The following is a 23,701-nucleotide window of genomic DNA, read 5'->3' as shown; positions in this document are numbered from 1 at the left end:
AACAGTCCCGGACTCATAAACACATGTGTCCGGGACCGTTTCTGTCTGGTCGCTGAAAGACGAATGCCATCTCAGAATGAAATGAGATGGCATTTTAAAAGGTTCAGCTTTCTTTGAAGGAACGGACTGTATTATGCGGAGAAGCTGCTCTGTATTTGCGACATCGGTAGCATATCTCTTTCCGTCTTTAGGTGACTTTAATTTCAGTTGGTTACAGTTTGTAACCGACTCGTTACCAGCCTCCTTCGCCGCAAAAAGGTAATGGCACCTGCCGTCTGATAACAGTATTTCTAATAGTTTTAATCTATAGGTAACAATAGTCATTACGTATTGGACAAATACCTATAAAGATGATATGATAAGTATGCAATAAGAAATAACAAACATTAATCAGTTAAATGAAAGGTGATCTATATGAAATTTTCAGACAGTAAAGTAAAAGCAATCGCATTCCTTGCAGCAGCTTCAATGTTTACATTCACAGGCTGCGGAGCTTTAAATAACAGCCAGAACGACGCACAGCCTGCTTCAGGTCAGCAGTCACCGGCTGCAACTGAAAGTGCAGACGACAAGACAGCTGAAAACAGCGAGGAAAGTGTGGCAGATGACAACGCTGAAGCACCAGCTGCAGCAGTTCCTGAAAAGACAAACATAAATATCGGATACCTCAACTCAACAGCTCATCTTCTTGCATTCGTTGCTTCTGAGGAAGGTTATTTCAAGGACGAAGGTCTTAACGTAACACTTACACAGTTCTCCAGTGCGTCTGAACTTGTGAACGGTCTTGAATCAGACAAGCTCGACATTGCTTTCATCGGTTCAGTTCCGTCTCTCACATTCCAGAGCCAGGGCCACGATGTTACAATCTTCGGCGGTGCAATGTCAAACGGTCACGGTTACGTTATCAAGTCAGAATTCGCTGACAAGGATGAACTCGGTGTTCAGATCCTCAAAGGCAGAAACGTAGCTTCAGTTAAGAACAGCGTTCAGGATGCCGAGTTACAGATCCTTCTTAAGGATGCAGGCATTGAGATCGGTGAAGGCGAAGATAAGGTAAACATTGTTTACTTCGACAGCCAGAAGGATGCCTATGCTGCACTCCTCAACAATAACATCGACGCAGCTTCAGTTTACTCACCTTATGCGTCACTCGCAAAGTCACAGGGCTACAAAGTAGTTTACTACTGCGCACATGAAAAGGCACTTGAAAACCAGCCATGCTGCCGTCAGGTTGCCAAGACTTCAGCACTTAATGATAATCCTAACACCTACACTGCTGTTGAACGTGCTTTCATCAAGGCATACCATTTCACACAGACAGACAAGGATAAGACGATCGCTGATGTTCAGAAATACATCGACATTGACAAGGATTTCATAGAAACAGAAGTCTACGGCGGATACAGCGTTTCAAGTCCTGACCCTGACAAGAAGGGAACACTTACACTTAAGGATACTATTGTTGAACTCGGATATACAGAAGATTACGATATCGAACCATTATACAACACTGCTATCTACAAGAAGGCACTTGACAGTATTTTAGCCGAAGACTCCGATGAAATTTACAAATCGTTGGAGGAGCATTTCAATGACTACGAATAAGATTGAGATAAAAGACCTTACAGTTAATTATACAGAAAACAAACGCAGTTTCAACGCACTTACAAACGTTTCATTCAACGTGGCAGACGGTGAATTCGTAAGCGTTATTGGTGCCAGCGGATGCGGTAAATCCACACTTTTAAGCGTGCTTGAAGGACTTTATGCTCCTGCAGGCGGTTCAGTAAAAATAGACGGCGAAGAACTTCACGGAACAGGAAGCGAACGCGGGGTAGTGTTCCAGCACTACTCGCTGTTCCCGTGGATGACTACCAAGAAGAATATTGAATTCGGTATCAAGCAGGCCCGTCACGACATCAAAAGAAGCGAACGCAGCAAAATTGCTGACGAGTTCTTAAGCAAGGTAGGCCTCGGCGAATTCGGAAGAAAATATCCTTCACAGCTTTCCGGCGGTATGCAGCAGCGTGCAGCTATTGCCAGAGCGCTTGCAATGGATACACAGATCCTTCTCATGGATGAACCGTTCAGTGCTATCGATGCAAAGAACCGTGTTATCCTTCAGGAGCTTCTTCTTGAGCTCTGGGAAGGCGACGGTACTGAAAAAAGAAAGACAGTTGTTTTTGTAACTCATGACATTGATGAAGCTATACTTCTTTCAGACAAAATAGTAGTACTGACAGCTCATCCGGGTACGGTAAACGAGATCGTAAATGTTCCGTTTGAACGTCCACGCCGCCGTGAGGAACTTGTTAAGACAGATGAATATGGAAAGTTCAGAAGCAGACTTCTGGCGCTTCTCTATAACGATATTGCTGAGCGTATCGGCGGAGAGGAAGTGGTACTGTGAATTTCGCAAAAAGATATCTCCGCGTCACACATCTGCTTTTTGCAGTGCTTCTTCTTATACAGCTTCTTCCTGACAAATCAGTAAAGGAAGTACACACTGGATCACTTATTGCAGCCGCTGTCGGTATAGAAGTTATTACACTTGCAGCATCTGCTTTAATAAAAAAGGAAAAGTCACTTGCACTTCTCCTTGACATTGTGGGATTTGTTTATGCCGTTCTGTCGGTCTGGTCACTTGCCACAGCGAAGTTCAATATTCTTAATGACCTTCTTTTTCCTGCTCCGGGAACTGTTATCCATCAGTTCGTGGAAGACAGAAGCAAGATAGGCATAAATGTTCTCAGTTCACTCGGAACGACTATACAGGGATTTCTGATCGCAGTTGTGGTCGCAGTACCTCTGGGACTGTTTATCGGATGGAGTGCCCGTGTAGGCGGAGCAGCCACATACATTACAAAGTTCTTCAGTTCTATACCTCCTATAGTGTACATACCTTACGGTATTGCACTCCTGCCGACTTTCAGGTCAGTATCAGTTTTTGTAATTTTCCTTGCAACGTTCTGGCCTGTGTTTGCAGGAACAATGAGCGGTGTGCTTGGTGTTGACAAGAGGATAATCGATTCAGCGAAGGTTCTTAACGTAGGAAAGGCCGAAACACTTTTCCGTGTTATTCTCCCGGCGGCTCTTTCACAGATCTTCTTAGGATGCAACCAGGGACTCAGCGTTTCATTCATCCTTCTTACATCAGCGGAAATGATCGGCGCCCGTGACGGAATGGGCTATTACGTTAAATACTATTCCGACTTCGGTGACTACACAAGGACCATTACCGGACTGCTTGTTATAGGTTTTGTTGTTATCGCAGTAACATTCCTGTTCAACAAACTTCAGAATTATCTTCTCCGCTGGAAGAGATAATTGAAAATATAGAAAAAACCTATTGACAAATCATATAAGTAATGTTATAATAACATAGTAATCTGATAGGATTAATAAGAAAGAGCTGATTTACTAAAAATCAGCGCGGGGACCGGGGCGAAGCTCCGCAGATTCCTCTTCCTCAGGTCCGGCTTGCCGGATCTGAGGTGCGGAAATAAAAAATTAAAACAAGGAGTGCTAAACATGAAAAGCTGTAGAAGAATATGTTGTTGTATCATGAATAAATCAGATCATCATATTCCCCGTGTTCTTATGAAGCGATGCTGCACTTTCGTGTTGCCGACAGAATAAATATGGTCGAATGACCTTACAAGCGTGGAATGTGATATGCATTTCACGCTATTTTTATGGCTTCAGAAAGATTAACCGGAGGTATTTATGGTCGATAAAAGAGAAAGCGTAACGGCTAAGATATGCGCTTTTGTCAGAGCATGGCATTCGAACAGATCACGTGAGAAGATCTACGATGATTATCTCGCCTACGACATGCTCGGTAAAGATGAATATGACAAAACAGGAGAGCTGATAAATAAAATAGCAGGTCTTCCTGAAGGGACGACGGGGGAAGAAAAAAGCGGATTCATTGATGAATACTTTTCACCGATACCGCTTACAAGAATACATTTTACGGAGAAAAGACTTGCAGAGTTTGCAGAGGAAAACGGAAAGATCCAGTACGTCATATGCGGTTCCGGCCTTGATACATTCGGTTTCAGAAACGACAATGACAACATTGAGGTCTTCGAAATCGATCATCCGGACACGCAGCGTTACAAACTTGAGAAGATAAAGAAACTCGGATGGATATTAAGAAAGAACGTTCACTACGTTCCGGTGGATTTCGAAAAGGAAAAGATGAGCGACAGGCTTTTGGATTCCGGTTTTGATCCTTCCAGAAAAACTTTTTTCAGCATACTGGGGGTATCATATTATCTTACGTTGGATGTTTTCACTGATACACTGAAACAGATGGCTGAGCTTTCAGCTTTAGGCAGTGAACTCGCCTTTGACTATCCTGTGAAGACGGGAACATTTCCTGACAGGGTGGCAAAGCTTGAAAAAATAACAAGGGATCTCGGCGAGGTAATGCGCGGAGGTTTTGACTACAATGAAGTGTCCCGTGCACTCTATTCGCTGGGTTTCCAGATAGACAGATACATGCCGCCTGAAAAGGTCCAGAGCGAATATTTCGACGGACGTGAAGACGGGTTAAAGGCTTTTGAAAACGTAAGCCTTATTTCAGCAAGATACACAGCCGGATACGATTATGAGTAAATCAGTGCCGGAGTTCCGATAAGAAAATTATTTAATTTAAGGAGAAATTACAATGAGCAGTAAATATACAAACGCAGAAACAGCAGTTATCCACGGCGGAATTTCAATCGACGAAACAACAGGTGCGGTAAACATACCGATCTATCAGACATCAACATACAAGCAGGACGGTCTCGGAAAAATGAGAGGCTACGAATATTCACGTACAGGAAATCCGACACGTGAGGCACTTGAAAAACTTATCGCAGATCTTGAAGGCGGTTATGCGGGATTCGCGTTCGCTTCAGGAATGGCTGCTCTTACAGCAGTTTTAAGCCTTCTTCACAGCGGTGACAACGTACTTATTTCAAGTAATGTATACGGCGGTACATTCCGTCTTTTAAGCAAAGTGTTCGATCATTTCGACATAAGCTATACCATTGCCGACACAACAGATCTTTCAGTTTATGAAAGCCAGATCAGCGAAAACACAAAGGCTGTCATCATTGAAAGCCCGGCAAATCCGCTTATGACAGTCACTGATATAAAGGCAGTTGCAGAAGTATCACATAAGCATGATCTTCTCGTTATCGTGGACAATACATTCATGACACCATACCTTCAGAAGCCGCTTGAACTCGGAGCAGATATCGTTGTTCACAGTGCAACAAAGTACCTCGGCGGACACAGTGACGTTGTTTCTGGACTTGCAGTGGTAAACTCAAAGGAGCTGGCTGAAAAGATCGCCTTTATCCAGAACTCAACAGGCGGTGTGCTCGGACCTTTTGACTCATTCCTTCTTATCCGCGGAATCAAAACTCTTGCAGTACGTATGGACAGACACGTTGAAAATGCTGAAAAGGCAGCAAAGTTCCTTCTCGAACACAAGGCGGTAAAGAAAGTTTACTATCCGGGTCTTGAAAACGCGCAGGGCTATGACATCAACCGCAGACAGGCAAAGAACGGCGGTGTAATGATCTCATTCGAACTTCACGAAAACTATGACATAAACAAATTCTTCGAAAGTCTTGAACTCATCTCACTGGCTGAAAGCCTCGGCGGTGTTGAGTCACTGGTATGCCATCCGTCAACTATGACACACGCATCCATCCCTGCAGATATACGCAAGAAGGTCGGTATAACCGACGGTCTCATCCGCCTTTCAACCGGTATTGAAAAGATAGATGACATTCTTGCAGATCTTGCACAGGCAATCGAAAAGGCGGAGGTATGAGTCATGAATTACTATGATTCCATGCAGGCGCTGATAGGTAACACTCCTCTTGTAAGACTTGGTAATATAGTAAACGAAAACGGTGTAAATGTGTTTGCGAAGCTTGAACTCTGGAACCCGTCCGGAAGTGTCAAGGACCGTACCGGACTTTACATGATAAACGATGCTGAACGCAGGGGAGTTCTGAAAAAAGGCGGCACGATAGTTGAAGCCACTGCCGGCAACACCGGACTCGGAATTGCATTTTCCGCACTTAACCGCGGTTACCGCATTATTTTTGTAGTGCCTACGAAGTTTTCAGCAGAAAAACAGGCTCTTCTCCGTGCTCTCGGTGCGGAAGTTGTAAACACTCCGCGTGAACTCGGAATGCTTGGCGCAGTAGCAAAAGCGGAGGAGATCAAGGCACAGATACCGGGATCTATTTCACTCGAACAGTTCAAAAACCAGAGCAATCCTCTTGCCCACTACGAAACAACAGGCCGTGAGATCTTTGAGTCCCTTGACGGTAAGATAGATTATGTAGTTGCCGGCGCAGGCAGCGGCGGAACATATTCCGGCATACTGCGGTATATTAAGGAACACGTTCCTTCCGCAAAAGGTATACTTGCCGATCCGGTAGGTTCCACAATGGGCGGCGGAGAGCACGCCGACTACAATATTGAAGGCATAGGAAACGACTTTATTGCAGACACAATGGACATGTCCCTTGTGGACGACGTAATAAAGGTAACCGATAACGAAGCATTCGAAACATCAAGACGCCTCGCCCGCACAGAAGGCATCTTCGCCGGCTCATCATCCGGGGCCGCCATGGCAGCAGTTCTGAAACTCATAAAAAGCGGAGCAAAGGGAAACATAGTAACAGTCTTCCCCGACCGCGGCGACAGATATTTCAGCACCGGACTTTACGAGTGAGATGATTTGTTATGGAAACTTACTCTGACTTAATTGATAATATTGAATCAAAACTTGATGAATCTGATTATGAAGCAAGGACTACTGAAAGAAGATTAACTCATAATGAAGTTTTTTCGGAGGTACGTAAAGCAATAGAAAAATAAAAAGGTAATGGCACCTCGTTCGAGGTGCCATAATTATTAATAGTGCGCCGCAGGCGCTCATTTTTGCAAACTGTATTGCATTGGTATAAAGAAAGCTTTCTATGTCAGAATTTAGAATTTCGGCTGTTCCATCTTCGTTTGTTTTTGCACAGGAAAATGAAGATATAACTTTTCTGACTATTTCCTCGTTTCCAGTTGCTATCATTTCTTTTATGTTGTATATTATCATTTGTTTATTTTACCCCAGTTTTCAATATTTCGAAGTAAAATATCACGAATAGCATCCGGATCTGAATCTTCTTTGTGTATTGGTGATGAAGCAAAAATAACGGGTTCAGATTCCGATTTTTCAAGCGCTTCAGCGTATGCTTCAAGTAATTTAGGATTATTAACTCTGAGAGTTTCTGTGATGCTTGAAGTAGCCATATGTTTTTCCTCCTTTGCTAAAATAGTAACGATTATTCTTTGTTATATTATAACCGATTTTACCATATAAATCAAGTGCTTTTCTACCATAATACGTCACAATACAAAATGGTATGCCTCCGGCATACTATTGAAAACGAGCACCGCTTGGTGCCCGTTGTAACAAGTTGACTTTTGGTTGCTATTTGTTATTTTGAGTTTCTGTAAGCTGGCCAATAAACAGTTCAGTTTTACCCTTGTTTCGTTCTGTAAGATTGCGAAATTTTGAAAGTAGAGCTGCTTCATCTTCCAATAGTGACCATGCTAATATTTTTATTGACGTGACGATAAAATTATGATAAAATTATGATAAAAGGATAAGCCTTAAACTGATAAAATTTAGAGGTGATTATTTATGATCGATATTCGTCCGGTATCTGATTTACGTAATAAATATACAGAAATTGAAGCCGTTGTGAACGAGGGAAAACCTGTGTATCTGACTAAAAACGGATATGGAACCATGGTTGTCATGAGCATTGAAACTTACTCTGACTTAATTGATAATATTGAATCAAAACTTGATGAATCTGATTATGAAGCAAGGACTACTGAAAGAAGATTAACTCATGATGAAGTCTTTTCGGAGGTACGTAAAGCAATTGGAAAATAGAAGATACACTTTACGTTACCTGCCGGGCTTTCAGGAAGATTTGATGGAGTGTGTGCGTTACATTTCAAATAATCTTCAGAATCCTGCAGCAGCTGAAAAACTGATAAATGATGTTGAAGCTGTGATTCTTGAGCGCCTTGAATGTCCGCTTGCATTTAAAGCCTATCCTTCATCCAGAAACAGAGAACTGGATTACTATAGAATCAATATCCGAAACTATTCAGTTTTTTATGTTGTAATCGATGATATAATGGAAGTAAGACGGTTTATCTATAATCGACGTGATTTAACGAAAATGCTTTGATAAAAAAGGTTATGGCACCTCGTTCGAGGTGCCATAATTATTAATAGTGCGCCGAAGGCGCTCATTTGATATTCTGATTCACCTTTCTGAAGTCGAAATTGTGTAATTCTGTTTTGAACATACTCTTCAGTCATTATCAATCACCTCTATTGTCTATTATGCGCATTAAGGCGAAAATACTCAAAAAATACATGATGTTTCTATTGAAAAAGCTAGATAAATGTGTTATGATTATAATATATTAAACAAAACTGTGATGAACAACTATGAAAAATAGTGTGATAACATCGATTTTTTGTTTGCTAAAATTGGATAATAATATTTGATGAATTAAGCTAATGTATAGGGGGATTTGTTATGTTTATGTCATTGAGGAGATTTATAGGCGGATTTACAGCGTTGTTACTTGGATTCGTTTATACAGGAAATTCTATAGGTGTGAGTGAAAATAAGATTTTGCATGTGAATGCAGAAGCAGTAGAGATAAATGAGTGGGATGGAAACTTTGATACAAGCTGGTATGATAGTGAAGAAACCACGTTCCATATTTCTGACGCAAGTGAACTTCTCGGATTGGCTGAAATCGTTAATTCAGGCAATACAATGAAAGGCAGGACGATAGTGTTAGAAGATGATATTGTTTTCAATGATGTTTCACTGTTTGAAGAATGGAACCAAAAACCTCCTGCACATTGCTGGAGTAGTATGAAATTATTCGAAGGAACTATCGAAGGCGATAATCATTGTATCATAGGTATGTATACAACTGATTCTTTTATAAAATCTGTTTCTGAAGCGAAAATAATGAATTTGAAATTTCAAGATTTATTTGTGAATTGTGAAAATTCATCTTGTTTAGGCGGAATAGTTGGAGTAGGTAATAATTCAGAAATTAATAATTGTATTGTAGAAGGTAGTATAATAGTTACTGGGAAAATCTCATCTAATTTTACTTTAGCTGGGGTTATAGGGGTAGCAAATGCAACGAAGATATGTAATTGTCAGAACAAAGCGAATATAACTAATCGTGGTGAAATTCAGATTCCTGATTGGTCAATTATTCAAGCTTCAGCGAAGTGTACAAATGTTCAGACGGTTCCAGGTGGAACGATGATGACATATGAGAAGGAAGATAGTTCATTGTTGTTTTTTGGAGGTATCTGCGGTCAACTCGATTTTAGATCATCAATTGCAAATTGTATCAATTCAGGTGTTTTATCGTCATATCAGTCAAACACTGGCAGGTCAATGGTAATGGAAAGAAATGGTAGCGGCGTGCAAAAGAATTATAATTATCTTAATTATTTAACAGCATGTTTTGGAGGAATAACAAGTTCATCGAGCGGAAGTATTGTTAATTGTAAAAATGAAAATGAAGTTATAAATTCAGGTGTACTTTACTCAATCCAAATGGGTGGTATATGTGGCAGTAATGTTGGAAATATAAAGAATGTATATAATGTCGCAACCATTCAATCGAAAAGTGGAAATCCTGGAGGACTGTTGGGGTATAATTCAGGAAGTCTTATTTCCGCTTATAATGTAGGTAAGACAAGTTTAGCTGCACTGATAGGTGAACAAGATTCAAGAAAAAACAATATACTTGATAAGCTATACTATTTAAGTGGAAATAATATAAGAGGAGTAATGGGAGATTCTAATTATGATGGAATTGCCAAAAATATAAGTAATATGAAGAAAGAGCCTTTTGCCGAAAGTTTAGGTGATGGATTTTACTATGTTGAAGATGATTTTCCAAAACTTCAGTTTGAAAATGGTGAAAATGATTTTTTTATGTTATTGAATAAAACTAAAATTGATTTTAAAAAATATGGTGAGTCACAAACGCTTTTACTGACAACTAGTTGTTCAAAAGAGCCCATTTGGAGATCAAGTGATGAATCTGTTGCTACTGTTAATGAAAGTGGTAAAGTTAGAGCGGAAGGTGCTGGAAGTGCAATTATTACAGTAGATTGTGACGGAAAAACAGAATCATGCGTTATTTCAGTTGTTTACAATTTTTATTTTAGCAAAACTGAATTGGAATTAAGGGAGAAAAGAAAGGCAGAACTAAAAGTATATTCATCCGAAGATGATTCTTTGATAGAGAATACTAGGATTAAATGGAGTTCTTCAGATGATAAAATAGCATCAGTTGATAATAATGGAAATGTAACTACTGTAAAGTCAGGACGTGCAATTATAAGAGCTAGTATTGAAGGCGTTGACATTTTCTGTAATGTTGTGGTTTTGAATTCTACAGGTGGTGTAGATGGTATCAAAGGAGATATTATTGAGAATGGTACAATTGACAGTTTAGACGTATTAAAACTTATACAGTATATGAACGGAAAAAGTGGTTCTGAAATAAAGAACATTAAACTGGCAGATTTAAATGATGATAATATTATAAATATTCTTGATTTAATACTTATTAAAGATAAAGTGTTGAATTAAATAATAAATGCAGTGAATCGTTGAGGCGCTGGCTATAACTGATAATAGATTTTAAGATTTAAAATATTAGCAAGCCGTATGTATGAATAAAATCGTACATACGGCTTGCTTTATGATAGTACGCCGTAAGGCGTTTCTTTAACATGATGGTGTTTTCGTACGATAAAAAGCACCTGTGTTTTTTATACAGTTGATACCATTGAAGTTTTGAATTATTCTTTTTAAATGAAAAGGATCAGTTCATTTCATTTATTGTTTTAGGTAAGTGAGCCAAGGCATAAATGGGCGCAGTCGCACATTTTTATGTCGTGAAATCAGAAACACAAAGCTGGCTTATTCTTTTATAAACGCTATAGCCATAATTTATAACTGACAATAAGAATGGCGTATTGGACAAGCAGGGCAGACGGGTGTATAATAAAAACATACCAAACAGATATAATTACTCAGATAAATAAAAAAACGGAGGAATAAAAAATGAGCAGAGATATAAACAATAAATTCTGGAATGAGGAACTTGAAACACTCCCTCGTGAAGAACTTGAAAAAAGACAGCTTGAAGACCTTAAGGAGATCGTAAAATTCGCTTACGACAATGCGCCTTACTACAAGCGTTCATTCGATGAAGCCGGGGTTAAGCCTGAAGATATAAAGACACTTAAGGACATTCAGAAGTTCCCGTTCATCAACAAGAAAACACAGCGTGACACACAGGGCGTTGGTTCATTCCTCGGTGAACTTGCTGCTGTTCCGGAAGATGATGTAGTATTCATTTCAACTTCATCAGGTTCAACAGGCGTACCGACAATGAGCCCGTTTACAAAGAAGGACTTCGATGAATTCCAGGACACAGAAAGCCGCTGGTTCTGGCAGATCGGTATGAGACCAAATGACCGTTATGTTCACGCCCTCAACTTCTCACTCTACGTTGGCGGTCCTGACGTAATCGGCGCACAGAATCTCGGTGCTTTATGTATCTGGGGTGGTACACTTCCAAGTGAAAGACTCCTCTTCATACTCAAGACATACAAGCCTACAATAATCTGGACATCTCCATCATATGCATGGCAGCTCGGTGAAAAGGCACTCAAGGCAGGATATGATCCGAAGAAGGACTTTAACATAAAGAAGATCATCGTTGCAGGTGAGCTCGGCGGATCGATCGACGCAACAAGAAAGGCTATCGAGGAGATCTGGGGAGCTGAAGTATTCGACTTCTACGGACTTTCAGATATTTTCGGTGCCTGCGCAGCACAGTGCGAATACCACGACGGTCTTCACATTGCAGAAAACCACATTCTCGTTGAAACAGTTGACATTCACACAGGTGAAGTACTTGAACCTGGTCAGACAGGTGAGCTTGTATTCACAACACTCCGCAAGCATGCACGTCCTCTTATCCGTTTCAAGACAGGCGACATCGGCCGCATAGATACAACAAAGTGCCGCTGCGGACGTACTCACGGAAGAATCAGCATCCTCGGCAGAAAGGACGACATGTTCATAGTTTCAGCCGTTAATGTGTTCCCGAGCGATATTGAGGCTGTTATCCGTGAACAGAGCGGCATCACAGGTGAATATCTCATTCGTATCTTCGAGAAGGACTTCACAAACAAGTATGCTGTTGAAATCGAAAAGAATGCTGACAACGCAAAGAGCGATGAAGAAGTTGCAGAACAGGTAAGTGCAGCACTCAAGGCACGTATCGGTGTTAAGCCTGCAAAGGTAGTCGTTCATCCGGACGGCGGACTCAACACTCGTTCAGAACACAAGTCAAAGAGAATTATCGACGAAAGAAACCTTGACTACAATATCTGATTTCAGTATAATAAATATCAGTGATTGACGGGGGATGCGGACTTTGTTCCGGTCCCCGCACTGATTTCATAATGCACTGCGGATCAGACAGGTTACGTCTGCTCCCTGCATACAGATAAGCATTACGTAAAAAAGATAACTGGTGTACCGGATCATTCCGATACACCATATTTATAGACGGAGGTTTTTATGCCAGAACTTTCAAAAAGAACAGTTGGTTTTACCGATTCTGTCATCAGACGTATGACAAGAGTCTCGAATAAATACGGTGCGGTGAATCTTTCACAGGGTTTCCCGGATTTTGAACCGCCGAAGGCTATACTTGACCGCCTTGCAGAGGTCACAAAGGAAGACTTTCACCAGTACTCGATCACATGGGGAGCTCAGAATTTCCGTGAGGCGCTCGCTGAAAAACAGACACGTTTCATGGGCAGAACAATAGACCCGAACGGTGAGATAGTTGTCACCTGCGGAAGCACAGAAGCCATGATGGCCGCAATGATGAGTGTTACCGATCCTGGCGACAGGGTAATAGTTTTCTCTCCTTTCTACGAAAACTACGGCGCTGACACCATTCTTTCCGGAGCTGAACCTATCTATGTTCCGCTCGTTCCGCCGGCTTTCAGTTTCGATCCTGAGGTGCTTGAAGATGCATTCAGACAGCACCCGAAAGCTCTCATACTCTGCAATCCGTCAAATCCGTGCGGCAAGGTGTTTACTTACGACGAGCTGAAGATCATAGCTGATCTTGCAGAGAAATATGATACATTCGTAATTACAGATGAAGTGTACGAACACATCGTTTACGCACCGCATAAGCACGTATATTTTGCCAGCCTTCCGGGTATGTGGGAAAGAACCATATCATGCTCGTCACTTTCGAAGACATATTCGATAACCGGCTGGAGACTCGGCTATGTAATAGCTCCTGCGCATATCATCGACAGAGTAAAGAAAGTTCACGACTTCCTTACAGTAGGAGCAGCCGCACCGCTTCAGGAAGCTGCGGTAACAGGACTTCGATTCGGTGATGACTACTATAAATGGCTCGAAGACAAGTACACTGAAAAACGTAACCTTTTCCTTAAGGGGCTCGATGACATCGGTATCAGCCATACCGTTCCGGAAGGTGCTTACTACATTCTCCTTGACATTTCAGAATTCGGCTACGAAAGTGACCTTGATTTCTGCGAAAAGCTCGCCGAGTATGTAGGTGTAGGAGCGGTACCGGGTTCAAGTTTCTTTAAGGAACCCGAAAACAGATACATCAGACTCCACTACGCAAAGAAAAACGAGACACTGATAAATGCACTTGAACGTCTGAACGACATAAGAAAGAAAATGCCGGTTTGATCCGGCTGATCAGGAAACAGCAGAAATTCAATACGTCCGGCAATGCACCTGTTCCGCTGCGTATAGCATACGGTATGGCGGAATATGATCCTGATGACAGTGATCCGGAATCAGCCGAACAGCTTGCCGATAAAAGAATGTACGAAAGAAAAAAGCAGATGAAGTCCGGTGATCAGTCGGATCTCACATAAAATATACTAAAACAGCGGTTTTGTACCGGCTCACCGAAGGCCTGAACGTGGCTTTCAGTGAGCCGGTACTTTTGCTTTCATCATCTGCTGTGCAGACAGCGGCTCCTGTACCATTGTAAAAATCTGTGGACATTTAAGCATTTCTGTGGTATAATTAATACTTGATCAGACTCGTTTAAATGAACAGAAATGGTGGTAAACAGATGCTTTTAAGCATGACAAATGTAAATAAGTTTTACAACGGAAATCAGATACTTAAGGACATAAACCTTACAATAGATGAAAATGACCGCATAGGACTTATCGGCGTAAACGGATGCGGCAAGACTACTCTTCTGCGCCTTATAACCGGAAAGGAAGATCCGGACAGATTTACCGAAGAAGACGGGATCATTTCTTTTGCTTCGAAGACGAACATAGGCTACCTCGAACAGATGGGTGCTCTCGACAATGAAAACACTGTCATTGAAGAAATGAAAGGTGTATTTTCTGAACTTTACGCAGTTTCCGACCGCATGAAGGAACTTGAAAAGCTCATGGCTGAAAATCCGGTGGACTATGAAAAGCTTTCAGGGGAGTACGCACAGAAGTCATCCTACTATGAGGCAAATGACGGATACAATATAAAGGTAAAAATAAAAACCATCCTCAACGGTATGGGATTTACCGAGGACCTTTTTGACAGAGTGATCTCCAGCTTCTCAGGCGGTGAAAAGACAAGACTGGCGATTGCAAAGCTCCTTCTGGAAAATCCGAATATTCTCATCCTCGACGAGCCGACGAACCATCTTGATTTCAGAACGGTAATGTGGCTTGAAGATTACCTGAAGGACTATAAGGGTGCACTGCTTATCGTATCCCATGACCGTTACTTCCTTGACAAGACCGTAACATCCATCTGTGAGATTGAAAACACCGTGCTTACAAGATACAAGGGCAATTACACGAATTTCACAAAACTCAAGGCTGAGGCTGTTACCCGTCAGCAGAAGGAGTACGAGCTCCAGCAGAAGGAAATAGCGAAGATGGAGGACTATGTTGCCAGAAATATGGCACGTGCTTCAACTTCGAAGAGTGCCAAGAGCAGAGTCAAAGCCCTTGACAAGATGGAACGAATAGAAAAGCCGAACACTTATCACAAGGCAGCAAAGCTCGAATTTACTTTTGCGATGGATCCGCCGCAGGAGGTCCTAAAGGTAAAGGATATCGACGTTTCAGTAGGCTTCGGCGATGACCGCAGGACTCTGGTCGACGGTCTTTCATTTGAAGTAAGACGCGGTGAAAAACTCGCCGTCATAGGTGACAACGGAATAGGAAAGTCCTCGCTTCTGAAAGTCATTCAGGAAAAGCTTCCCCACAAAGGCAAGGTGATATGGGCGGCAAATGTAAAGATATCCTACTTCGATCAGGAAGCAGCTAACATAAACAGAATGAACACTGTCTTCGAGGAGATACACAGCCGCTATCCGCTTCTTTCCGACCTTGAAGTGCGTAATCTTCTCGGCAGGGTAAGACTTGTCGGCGAAAATGTCTTCAAGCAGGCAGGCGTTGTAAGCGGCGGCGAGAGGTGCAAGCTCTGCTTTGCCATCATGATGATGGAACACGGAAATGTGCTTATCCTCGACGAACCGACCAACCATCTCGACCTTCAGACCAAGGAAGTCCTTGAAGATGCTCTTGAAAGATTTGAGGGAACCATTATATATGTCTCCCACGACCGTTATCTTTTAAACAGGATATCCACACGTATTCTCGAGATCACCGCAAACGGCACTGAAAGTTATGCCGGCGGTTTCGACGACTACATGAAAGCAAAGAATGCACGTGAACAGGCTGCTGCCGAAGCTGTCACTGCTGCAAAACAGGAGCAGCTGAGAAAAGAGTATGCCGAGAAAAAGGAAAAGGCATTCAAAACCAAGGAACAGCGTAACATCGACGCGAAGAACAGACAGCGCATACGTGACATTGAAAAACAGATGGAAGAACTTCAGAAAGAGCAGGAAACTCTTGAATCCGAACTCACAGATGAAAAAGTTCTTGCCGATTATAACCTGATGAATGAAAAATGCATGAGGATAAATGAGATCAAGGAACTCTCGAATGAGCTGTTTGATGAGTGGGCTGAACTTTCGGAAACACTGCAGTAAACGACCGGGATAAATGACATTTCCGGAGAGGCTTAAAATAAACAAGGAAATACAGGAGGAAATACAATGGATATAAACCAGGTGCTTGCGGAGGAATTCAAGCTCCGCCGGGAACAGATCGACAACACTATTGCACTTTTCGATGACGGAAAAACTATCCCGTTCGTTGCACGATACAGAAAGGAAGCTACCGGTTCACTTGATGACCAGATACTTCGTGAGATCTTCGACCGCATGACTTATCTGCGCAATCTTGAAAAGAGAAAGGAAGAGATAATCGGACTTATCGACGAGCAGGGCAAGCTTACTGACGAACTCCGTCAGACCATCAGCAATGCGCGTACTCTCGTTGAAGCCGAGGACCTTTACCGTCCGTACAAGCCGAAGAGAAAAACAAGAGCCGGCATTGCGAAGGAAAAGGGACTGGAACCTCTGGCTGAGTTTATCATGGCTCAGAACAAGGGCGCCGACCCGAATGCCGAGGCTGCAAAATACGTTGACGCCGAAAAGGGCGTTGAAACTGCCGAAGATGCACTTGCAGGTGCTTCAGATATCATTGCTGAAAACATTTCAGACGATGCTGAACTCAGAAAGACGCTCCGTGCATATTTTCTTAAGAACGGTATCATAGTTTCAAAGGCAGCTGACGAAAATGCTGAAAGCGTATACGAAAACTACTACGATTTCTCAGAACCTGTTGCAAAGACTGCAAACCACAGAATACTTGCACTTGACCGCGGTGAAAAGGAAGATTTCCTTAAGGTGAGCATAACAGCACCGGATGACACACCTGCTGCAATGTGCGCAAACAGGTATGTAAAGAACCAGAGTGCTTCCGCTTCAATAGTTGAAGCAGCTGCCGATGACAGTTACAAGAGACTTATTTTCCCGTCAATCGAACGTGAAATAAGATCAGTCCTTTCGGAAAATGCGCAGGAGCAGGCTATCAAGGTATTTGCCGAAAACTTAAGACAGCTCCTTCTCCAGCCGCCGATCAAGAACACAGTCACACTCGGACTTGACCCTGGTTTCAGAACGGGATGCAAGGTGGCAGTTGTTGACCATACCGGAAAGGTGCTCTACACAGACGTAGTTCACATCTCAATGGGTTCTGCAGACAGGATCGAAAAGGAAAAGCAGAAGCTTAAGAGAATAATCATAAACCAGAAGGTAAATACCATTGCCATAGGTAACGGTACTGCTTCAAGAGAATCGGAAGCTGCAGTTGCCGATATAATCAAGGACCTTGACCAGAAGGTAAGCTATATGGTCGTAAGTGAGGCAGGAGCTTCGGTTTACTCAGCTTCAAAGCTTGCAGCCGAAGAATTTCCTGACTACGACGTTTCACTCAGAAGTGCGGTATCTATCGCAAGAAGACTTCAGGATCCGCTTGCTGAACTTGTAAAGATCGAACCGAAGGCTATCGGGGTAGGTCAGTATCAGCATGACATGCCGAAGGCAAGACTTAACGAAGCGCTCGGCGGCGTGGTTGAATCATGTGTAAACTCAGTCGGCGTTGATCTCAACACATCTTCACACTCGCTTCTTTCATACGTTGCCGGTATCAATGCATCCATCGCAAAGAACATAGTATCATACCGTGAGGAAAACGGTGAGTTCACCGACAGAAAGCAGCTTCTTAAAGTTCCGAAACTCGGCCAGAAGGCCTTTGAGCAGTGCGCCGGATTTTTAAGAGTACGTAACGGAAAAAATCCGCTTGACAACACGGCTGTTCATCCGGAAAGCTACGACGCAGCTATGAAACTTATTGAGGAATGCGGCTTCAGTCTTGCTGATATAAAGGACGGAAAAGCAGGGGATATAAAGTCACGTGCTGATAAAATAGGTATTCCTGCAATAAGCAAAAAGCTTGACATCGGTGTTCCTACACTGAAGGATATCGTATCAGAACTTCAGAAACCGGGACGTGACCTTCGTGATGAACTTCCGCCACCGCTTATGAGAAGCGGTGACATAATGGAGATCACCGACCTTAAGGAAGGCATGGAGTTCATGGGTACAGTAAGAAATGTTATCGACTTCGGTGTTTTCGTGGATATCGGTGTTCACGAAGACGGTCTTGTACACATCTCCCAGATCTGTGACCGCTACATAAAGCACCCGCTGGAAGCCGTAAAAGTAGGTGAAGTCGTCAAGGTAAGAGTTCTTGGCGTAGATGTCAAAAAGAAACGCATAAGTCTTACAATGAGACTTGGTAAATGACGTTGACAAAGGATTTTATACGTGATATAATTTTTTATAGAGGGGGCCTCTGACAGAATCAGGTTCTGTCAGGGTTCGTAAAACAGAAAAACAACAGATCGGGAGACATGAGAAATGTTCAGAAGAAATATAGCAATAGCTCTTCTTGTTCTTATGGTCATTGCAGTTTTTACAGTGGCAATATGGTTTATTCTTCCGCATAACAACAAGAAAGATAATCAGAATACAGGTAATAATTCTTCACAGCCGATGATGAAAGTATCGGATATAATCGGTGAAGCAGTTTACATGGGTTCCTACAGCACAGATACAGAAATATACGCTGAAGAGCCTTTTGCAGCAAAAGATACGCTTCGCAGAGCACTGGCGAAGTCTTCCGGACTTCCGGACAATGCGTCAGTGATGATCGAAGCTCACAATTTTGATGATTTAAGTGTCGTTTTCGATGACGGACGCACGATGCGCACACTTGAACAGCCTGGTATAGGCAATGTCATGATAGTTGCCTCAATACCTAAGCCGAACGGTGATACGTTCTATGCTTATAATGTCCAGATAACCGTTAAGGAATCACGCATTCCTAAAAATACAGAATCACCTGACGTAACTGAAGGTATTGTTACTTCAGTCGGGCTGACAGCAGCACCGTCATGGGAATGGAAAAAGGATGAAGCGGAAGAAACTGAAGCGGTTACAACCAAAAAGATATGGACTGCGCCAAAAACAACAACGGCAGCAGCAAAAGCTTCATCAAAACCGTCAGCAACAGCAAAGGTAACAGAAGCGGCTGCCGTACCGGTAACAGAAGCTCCGTCGGTAAATCCGGTAACAGAAGCACCGTCGCCTCAGGCAGAGCCTGATCCGCCGTCTGTTCCGCCGTCAGTCGAAGAGCCTGCACCGCAGCCTCAGGTTCCTGAACCGCAGGAACCGGATCCGCCGCAGCAGCAGGAACCTGAGCCGGAGCCTGAACCGCAGCCGGAAGCAGCTGCACCGGAGGCAGCACAGGAGTAAAAAGGGTTTTTTGTGATCAAGGAGGGGAACTTAATTATGGAAAAGGATTTTTTATCAGATGTTACTCTTGATTTTCTTGAGGAGCAGGACGATATGATCGACATCAGGAATGACGAACAGTTCCGTTATTCGCAGATGCAGAAGAGAATCGACAGAATGGTGGATCAGAACAGACGGCTCAGTTCCATCATCAGAAACACCGACCTTAATTTTCGGTGACAAATCATAAGGCAGTCAGGACTGCCGCTTAAAGTGTAAGAAGAAATAGTCATTATACCGTGATCAGATGGGTACTGGTCACGGTATTATTTTTATGTTGAAATCTATGAATGCTTATGATATAATTTGTATGTATGGTTTTCATTCAATTAATATGGAAACACCGGGTTATCTGTATGTCATTCCTGAAGAAGAACTGCACAGCGGCTTGTTAAAAAGCTGTCCGGACACAGAAACCTGTCGGTGTTTTCCGAAAAGAGGAGGAGACAATAATGTCGCTGGAAGTGAAAAATCTGTCTAAAAAATACGGAGAAAAGACAGTGGTTGACAATCTGTCATTTGTAATGAAAGATCCGGGTGTATATGCGCTTCTCGGAACAAACGGTGCCGGAAAAACAACATCTATCAGAATGATGCTCGGCATGCTCGCACACGACACAGGCGAGGTGCTCTGGAAAGGCAAACCGCTTGATTCAGTTACCTGCAACGTCGGCTATCTGGCCGAGGAACGAGGACTGTATCCTAAGTATTCACTTATGGATCAGCTTCTTTACTTTGCTTCTTTACGTAACGTGCCGAAGGGCGAAGCACAGAAAAGAATAAAATACTGGGCTGAACGTTTTGAAGTTGAAGAATACATCTATCCGGGAAAGTCGGCCAAGGGAAAGAAGATACCACCGAAGAAGCCTGAACAGCTCTCAAAGGGCAACCAGCAGAAAATACAGCTTATCTCAGCTCTTATTTCCGATCCTGAGCTTCTCATACTTGACGAACCTTTAAGCGGTCTTGACCCTGTGAATACCGACCTCTTCAAGTCAGTTATCCACGAACAGATCGCAAAGGAAAAATATCTTATCATGTCGAGTCACCAGATGCCTACAATTGAGGAATTCTGCACTGACATAACCATCCTGAACAGGAGTAAAACAGTTCTTCAGGGCAATCTCAATGATATCAAGAAAAGCTACGGACGAGTAAATCTTTTTGTAAAGTGTGAGGGCGACATTATTCCGCTTGCCGAAGAGTGCGGAGTAAAACTCGTAAGTCAGAAGGAAACCGAATACCAGTTTAAGGTCACAGGCGACGATCAGGCGAATGAGCTTCTCTCGAAAATTATAGCTAACAGGATCGTTGTGGTGAAATTTGAACTCCGCGAACCTTCGCTTCACGAGATCTTTATTGAAAAGGTTGGTGCCGTCAATGAAGAAAAGTGATCTTACGGGATGGCAGAAGGTCTGTGCCTTCACCATAGCCCAGAATTACAAAAGCAAAGGAACGGTCATAGGACTTGTGATTGTCTGCACGTTCATATTGCTGGCAGGTCCGCTTCTTTCACTTGCCGGAGGAAGCAAGATCGAAGAAGTCGCCCACGATCTGGGCAGCTGTAAAATAGAGAATTTCTATGTTCTCAACGACACGGACATTCCTTTTGATGAGAAGAAATTCACAGAGGAACATGCGCAGTATGAAAAGGTAAATTTCATCACTTCTGAAACAGATGAAGAATCGGTCATCAGCAAAATGGAAAACGAAGCTACAAAAGACGTTTTCATGCACATTCACGAAAAGCAGAAGGCCGAAGGGGAAGATGAGGAAAAGTACAGAATAGCACTTTTCAGATCAAAGGACAGCGAGATAAGTTCCATGGAAATGGAGTCGCTTTCGGACTCTGTAAGAGACTTTTTCTTTGAAAGCCGCCTTGAAAAAAGCGGAATGACTGAAGATCAGATAAGCATGATGGATTCTGACATTTATACGCAGACTATCGATGCGAAAGATATATCGGAAGACAAGGACGACGACTTTGACGCATTTACGATGTCAGCTGTAATATTCTACTCCATGATCGTAATGATGATCGTTCTTGTTTCCAGCCAGAAGATCGCTGTAAGTCTTGTTACGGAAAAATCCTCAAAGGTAATTGAGACACTTCTTCTTACAGTCCGCCCGCTTGCGATAATTACAGGCAAGATCGTCGGAACAATGGTAGTGCTTATCCTGAATGCGGCAATAATGCTTTTCTGCGGTATGATCTCAGGTATCATTACCACTGCAATAACAGCAAAGAAGTTTTCAAGTGTTTTAACTGAAGGATTAATGAACATTCAGAATTCCGGAGACGGAGTGGAGATAGACGCAGAAGCTGTCAGCAGCTTAAACTTTGATCCTGTCAGAATAATTGCCGGTATCGGAATTATAATAATCACTACAGTACTTGCATTTGTGTTCTATTCGATCATTTCCGGTATTACAGGCGCGTCATGCAGCAGCATGGATGACCTTTCAAACGCAAGTTCATTTATCGCACTTTCATCAGTTGCAGGCGTTTATCTTGCAATGGGCGCTGCAATGGCAAACAATCCTGTGCTTACTGAGGTGTCCTATCTGTTCCCGTTTTCGGGAATATACACGGTTCCGGTACATTTCATGTTCGGAAAGGCAGGCTTCAGCGATGTGCTGATCCTGTGGGGAGAACTTATACTTCTTACAGTATTCCTGTTCCGCTTTGCGGCAAAGATATATCATGTTCTTGTTTATCATAACGGAGAACGACTGAAACTCAGGAATCTTCTGGAGATATCAAAGTCTCAGAAAGGAACGGTGTGATATTATGGGAAAGATCATGAAATTTACATTTCTCCGTCATACCGAGACTGCTTCCTACAGACTTTCAACTCTTATCGTAGCTGTTATTCTCTTTGCTCTCGGAGTCTGCGGATTCATGTTTGCTGATAAACTGGACGAGAGCAGCGATATGCCGACTACAGTCAAAAAGGTTTATGTCTGCGATTCAAGTGCGCTTAAGGGTGCTTCCTATGACAGACTCTGTCAGTCGGACAATGAGTTTTACAAGGACGTTGTTTTTGAAAATCTTGACTGTACGGCAGAAGAGGCAGTGGAAAAAGCTGCGGCCGACGGAGATCATACTCTTGTGCTCGAAGTTAAGGATGACGAAAACGGAGAAGATTTCCGTGCCAGAATTATAAAGCCTGAAAACTTTGATGATTCAGACAAGCAGGCAAAGCGCTTTGCCACTTTTGTTGATAATAACATCGGATATGTACTGAGTAATGCGGCCGGTCTTACGGAAGCGCAGAATACAGAATACTTTACAGATACAAAAATCGAAACAAGTGTTGTCGGTGAGGATGAAAGTTCGTTTGCCGATCATATGATAAAGAACGTTATTCCGCTGCTTTCCGGTATCATTCTCTACATGATGCTCTGTATCTACGGTCAGGGTGTTGCAAGATGCATCGTAGTTGAAAAAGACTCGAAGATGATGGAGTCACTGCTGGTATTTACAAAGCCGTATGACCTGATCTTCGGAAAGATACTCGGCATGTATTTTGCAGCCATTCTTCAGTTTTTCGTCTGGATCGCAGCAGCTGTTGCAGGTGTGGCTGCCGGAGTATCCGGTTCAGCTTCGGCAGGAAAGGCGATAGGCAAACTGCTTGATAAGTTCTCGGCTCAGGGAGGATTTACAGTTCCTGCTGTATTGGCCGGCATTATTGCGATAGCCATAGGCTTCCTGCTCTATATCGCTCTTGCGGCCTTCACAGGTTCATTTGCGTCAAAAACTGAAGAGATAAGCAATTATTTCGGAATATATACTATGGCAGTTGTTGCCTGCTGGATGTTCCCGTATTTCAATCAGTTAAACGGTAACGACCATATGCTGAAGATCCTCCGTTACGTTCCGTTCACAGCGCCGTTTACCGTTCCTGCCGATATTATAGTCGGAAATATAACGATGCCGACAGCACTGATCAGCATCGTGCTTATGGTGATCGCCACTGCTGCAGTGGTTTTCCTTGCAGCGAAAGTATACAAGCTCCTCGTCCTTTACCGCGGAGAACCGGTTAAGATAAAGGACGTAATAAAGATGCTCCGCAATGCAAATAAGAGCAAAGCGTAAGTACTGATCAAACAGGAAATCAGGCTCCGCCGTATTTGCTGAGGCGGGAATTGCGTGGTTTCGCCCCGGAACACTGGTTTGTTC

21 protein-coding genes and 1 pseudogene are annotated in these 23,701 nt (G+C 42.8%); 20 read left to right on the top strand and 2 right to left on the bottom strand.

The features are described 5' to 3' along the window. Positions 1-93: 93 nt before the first annotated feature. A pseudogene (locus CC97_RS20990) lies at positions 94-243 on the bottom strand (phage antirepressor protein); the annotation flags it as partial. Positions 244-414: 171 nt separating this feature from the next. Here CC97_RS20990 and CC97_RS09310 point away from each other — a divergent pair. The 7 genes from CC97_RS09310 to CC97_RS21315 all read left to right on the top strand — a co-directional run bounded on the left by CC97_RS09310 (position 415) and on the right by CC97_RS21315 (position 6,897). Further along, positions 415-1,605: an ABC transporter substrate-binding protein gene (locus tag CC97_RS09310; protein WP_044974739.1), complete on the top strand. Its 1,191-nt coding sequence runs from the start codon at positions 415-417 to the stop codon at positions 1,603-1,605. Further along, positions 1,592-2,410 carry an ABC transporter ATP-binding protein gene (locus CC97_RS09305; RefSeq protein WP_044974738.1) on the top strand — a complete coding sequence of 273 codons (819 nt, stop codon included), beginning with the start codon at positions 1,592-1,594 and terminating at the stop codon, positions 2,408-2,410. Before CC97_RS09310 ends, CC97_RS09305 begins: the two co-directional genes overlap by 14 nt. Beyond that, positions 2,407-3,327, top strand: a complete 921-nt coding sequence (locus CC97_RS09300) for an ABC transporter permease subunit (protein WP_044974737.1) — start codon at positions 2,407-2,409, stop codon at positions 3,325-3,327. Before CC97_RS09305 ends, CC97_RS09300 begins: the two co-directional genes overlap by 4 nt. A gap of 399 nt (positions 3,328-3,726) precedes the next feature. Then, positions 3,727-4,623 (top strand): class I SAM-dependent methyltransferase, encoded by an 897-nt coding sequence (locus CC97_RS09295; protein ID WP_044974736.1) that lies wholly within the window; start codon positions 3,727-3,729, stop codon positions 4,621-4,623. 52 nt (positions 4,624-4,675) lie between these two features. Then, positions 4,676-5,836: an aminotransferase class V-fold PLP-dependent enzyme gene (locus CC97_RS09290; RefSeq protein WP_044974735.1), complete on the top strand. Its 1,161-nt coding sequence runs from the start codon at positions 4,676-4,678 to the stop codon at positions 5,834-5,836. Positions 5,837-5,839: 3 nt separating this feature from the next. Then, a complete protein-coding gene (locus CC97_RS09285; RefSeq protein ID WP_044974734.1) occupies positions 5,840-6,751 on the top strand; it encodes a cysteine synthase family protein in 912 nt (303 codons plus the stop codon). 11 nt (positions 6,752-6,762) lie between these two features. After that, positions 6,763-6,897: a hypothetical protein gene (locus CC97_RS21315; protein ID WP_278245329.1), complete on the top strand. Its 135-nt coding sequence runs from the start codon at positions 6,763-6,765 to the stop codon at positions 6,895-6,897. Between the two features lie 225 nt (positions 6,898-7,122). Here the strand turns inward: CC97_RS21315 and CC97_RS09275 are convergent, their stop codons facing one another. Next, positions 7,123-7,323 carry a hypothetical protein gene (locus tag CC97_RS09275; protein ID WP_044974732.1) on the bottom strand — a complete coding sequence of 67 codons (201 nt, stop codon included), beginning with the start codon at positions 7,321-7,323 and terminating at the stop codon, positions 7,123-7,125. Between the two features lie 394 nt (positions 7,324-7,717). On the opposite strand from CC97_RS09275, the gene CC97_RS09270 reads away from it, so the two are divergent. The 13 genes from CC97_RS09270 to CC97_RS09210 all read left to right on the top strand — a co-directional run bounded on the left by CC97_RS09270 (position 7,718) and on the right by CC97_RS09210 (position 23,617). Next, positions 7,718-7,975 (top strand): type II toxin-antitoxin system Phd/YefM family antitoxin, encoded by a 258-nt coding sequence (locus tag CC97_RS09270; RefSeq protein WP_044974731.1) that lies wholly within the window; start codon positions 7,718-7,720, stop codon positions 7,973-7,975. Then, entirely contained in the window at positions 7,965-8,279 is a 315-nt protein-coding gene (locus CC97_RS09265; protein ID WP_197021851.1) for a type II toxin-antitoxin system RelE/ParE family toxin, read from the top strand. Before CC97_RS09270 ends, CC97_RS09265 begins: the two co-directional genes overlap by 11 nt. 357 nt (positions 8,280-8,636) lie before the next feature. Then, complete coding sequence (locus CC97_RS09260; protein ID WP_044974730.1) at positions 8,637-10,736, top strand: Ig-like domain-containing protein; 2,100 nt, start codon at positions 8,637-8,639, stop codon at positions 10,734-10,736. 477 nt (positions 10,737-11,213) lie between these two features. Continuing rightward, positions 11,214-12,554, top strand: coding sequence for an AMP-binding protein (locus CC97_RS09255; RefSeq protein ID WP_044974729.1), 1,341 nt, complete (start codon positions 11,214-11,216; stop codon positions 12,552-12,554). Positions 12,555-12,743: 189 nt separating this feature from the next. Continuing rightward, the gene (locus tag CC97_RS09250; protein WP_044974728.1) at positions 12,744-13,907 is read left to right on the top strand and encodes a pyridoxal phosphate-dependent aminotransferase; all 1,164 of its coding nucleotides are present in this window, start codon (positions 12,744-12,746) and stop codon (positions 13,905-13,907) included. After that, positions 13,904-14,098, top strand: coding sequence for a diguanylate cyclase (locus CC97_RS09245; RefSeq protein ID WP_044974727.1), 195 nt, complete (start codon positions 13,904-13,906; stop codon positions 14,096-14,098). Before CC97_RS09250 ends, CC97_RS09245 begins: the two co-directional genes overlap by 4 nt. A 179-nt stretch (positions 14,099-14,277) precedes the next feature. Then, positions 14,278-16,245: an ABC-F family ATP-binding cassette domain-containing protein gene (locus CC97_RS09240; RefSeq protein ID WP_242848162.1), complete on the top strand. Its 1,968-nt coding sequence runs from the start codon at positions 14,278-14,280 to the stop codon at positions 16,243-16,245. Between the two features lie 66 nt (positions 16,246-16,311). Continuing rightward, positions 16,312-18,468, top strand: a complete 2,157-nt coding sequence (locus CC97_RS09235) for a Tex family protein (protein ID WP_044974725.1) — start codon at positions 16,312-16,314, stop codon at positions 18,466-18,468. 114 nt (positions 18,469-18,582) lie between these two features. Then, positions 18,583-19,479, top strand: coding sequence for a hypothetical protein (locus CC97_RS09230; protein WP_044974724.1), 897 nt, complete (start codon positions 18,583-18,585; stop codon positions 19,477-19,479). 36 nt (positions 19,480-19,515) lie between these two features. Further along, positions 19,516-19,698 (top strand): hypothetical protein, encoded by a 183-nt coding sequence (locus tag CC97_RS09225; protein ID WP_044974723.1) that lies wholly within the window; start codon positions 19,516-19,518, stop codon positions 19,696-19,698. A gap of 272 nt (positions 19,699-19,970) precedes the next feature. Next, positions 19,971-20,912 carry an ATP-binding cassette domain-containing protein gene (locus CC97_RS09220; protein ID WP_044974722.1) on the top strand — a complete coding sequence of 314 codons (942 nt, stop codon included), beginning with the start codon at positions 19,971-19,973 and terminating at the stop codon, positions 20,910-20,912. Next, positions 20,899-22,305: an ABC transporter permease gene (locus CC97_RS09215; RefSeq protein WP_044974721.1), complete on the top strand. Its 1,407-nt coding sequence runs from the start codon at positions 20,899-20,901 to the stop codon at positions 22,303-22,305. The genes CC97_RS09220 and CC97_RS09215 overlap by 14 nt, the downstream gene beginning before the upstream one ends. A gap of 4 nt (positions 22,306-22,309) precedes the next feature. After that, entirely contained in the window at positions 22,310-23,617 is a 1,308-nt protein-coding gene (locus CC97_RS09210) for an ABC transporter permease (protein ID WP_044974720.1), read from the top strand. The last annotated feature ends 84 nt before the right edge of the window (positions 23,618-23,701 follow it).

Source organism: Ruminococcus sp. HUN007, assembly GCF_000712055.1.
Lineage (GTDB): Bacteria > Bacillota > Clostridia > Oscillospirales > Ruminococcaceae > HUN007.
The sequence above is the reverse complement of the archived record's forward strand: the minus strand, read 5'-3'. Positions and strand labels throughout refer to the sequence as shown.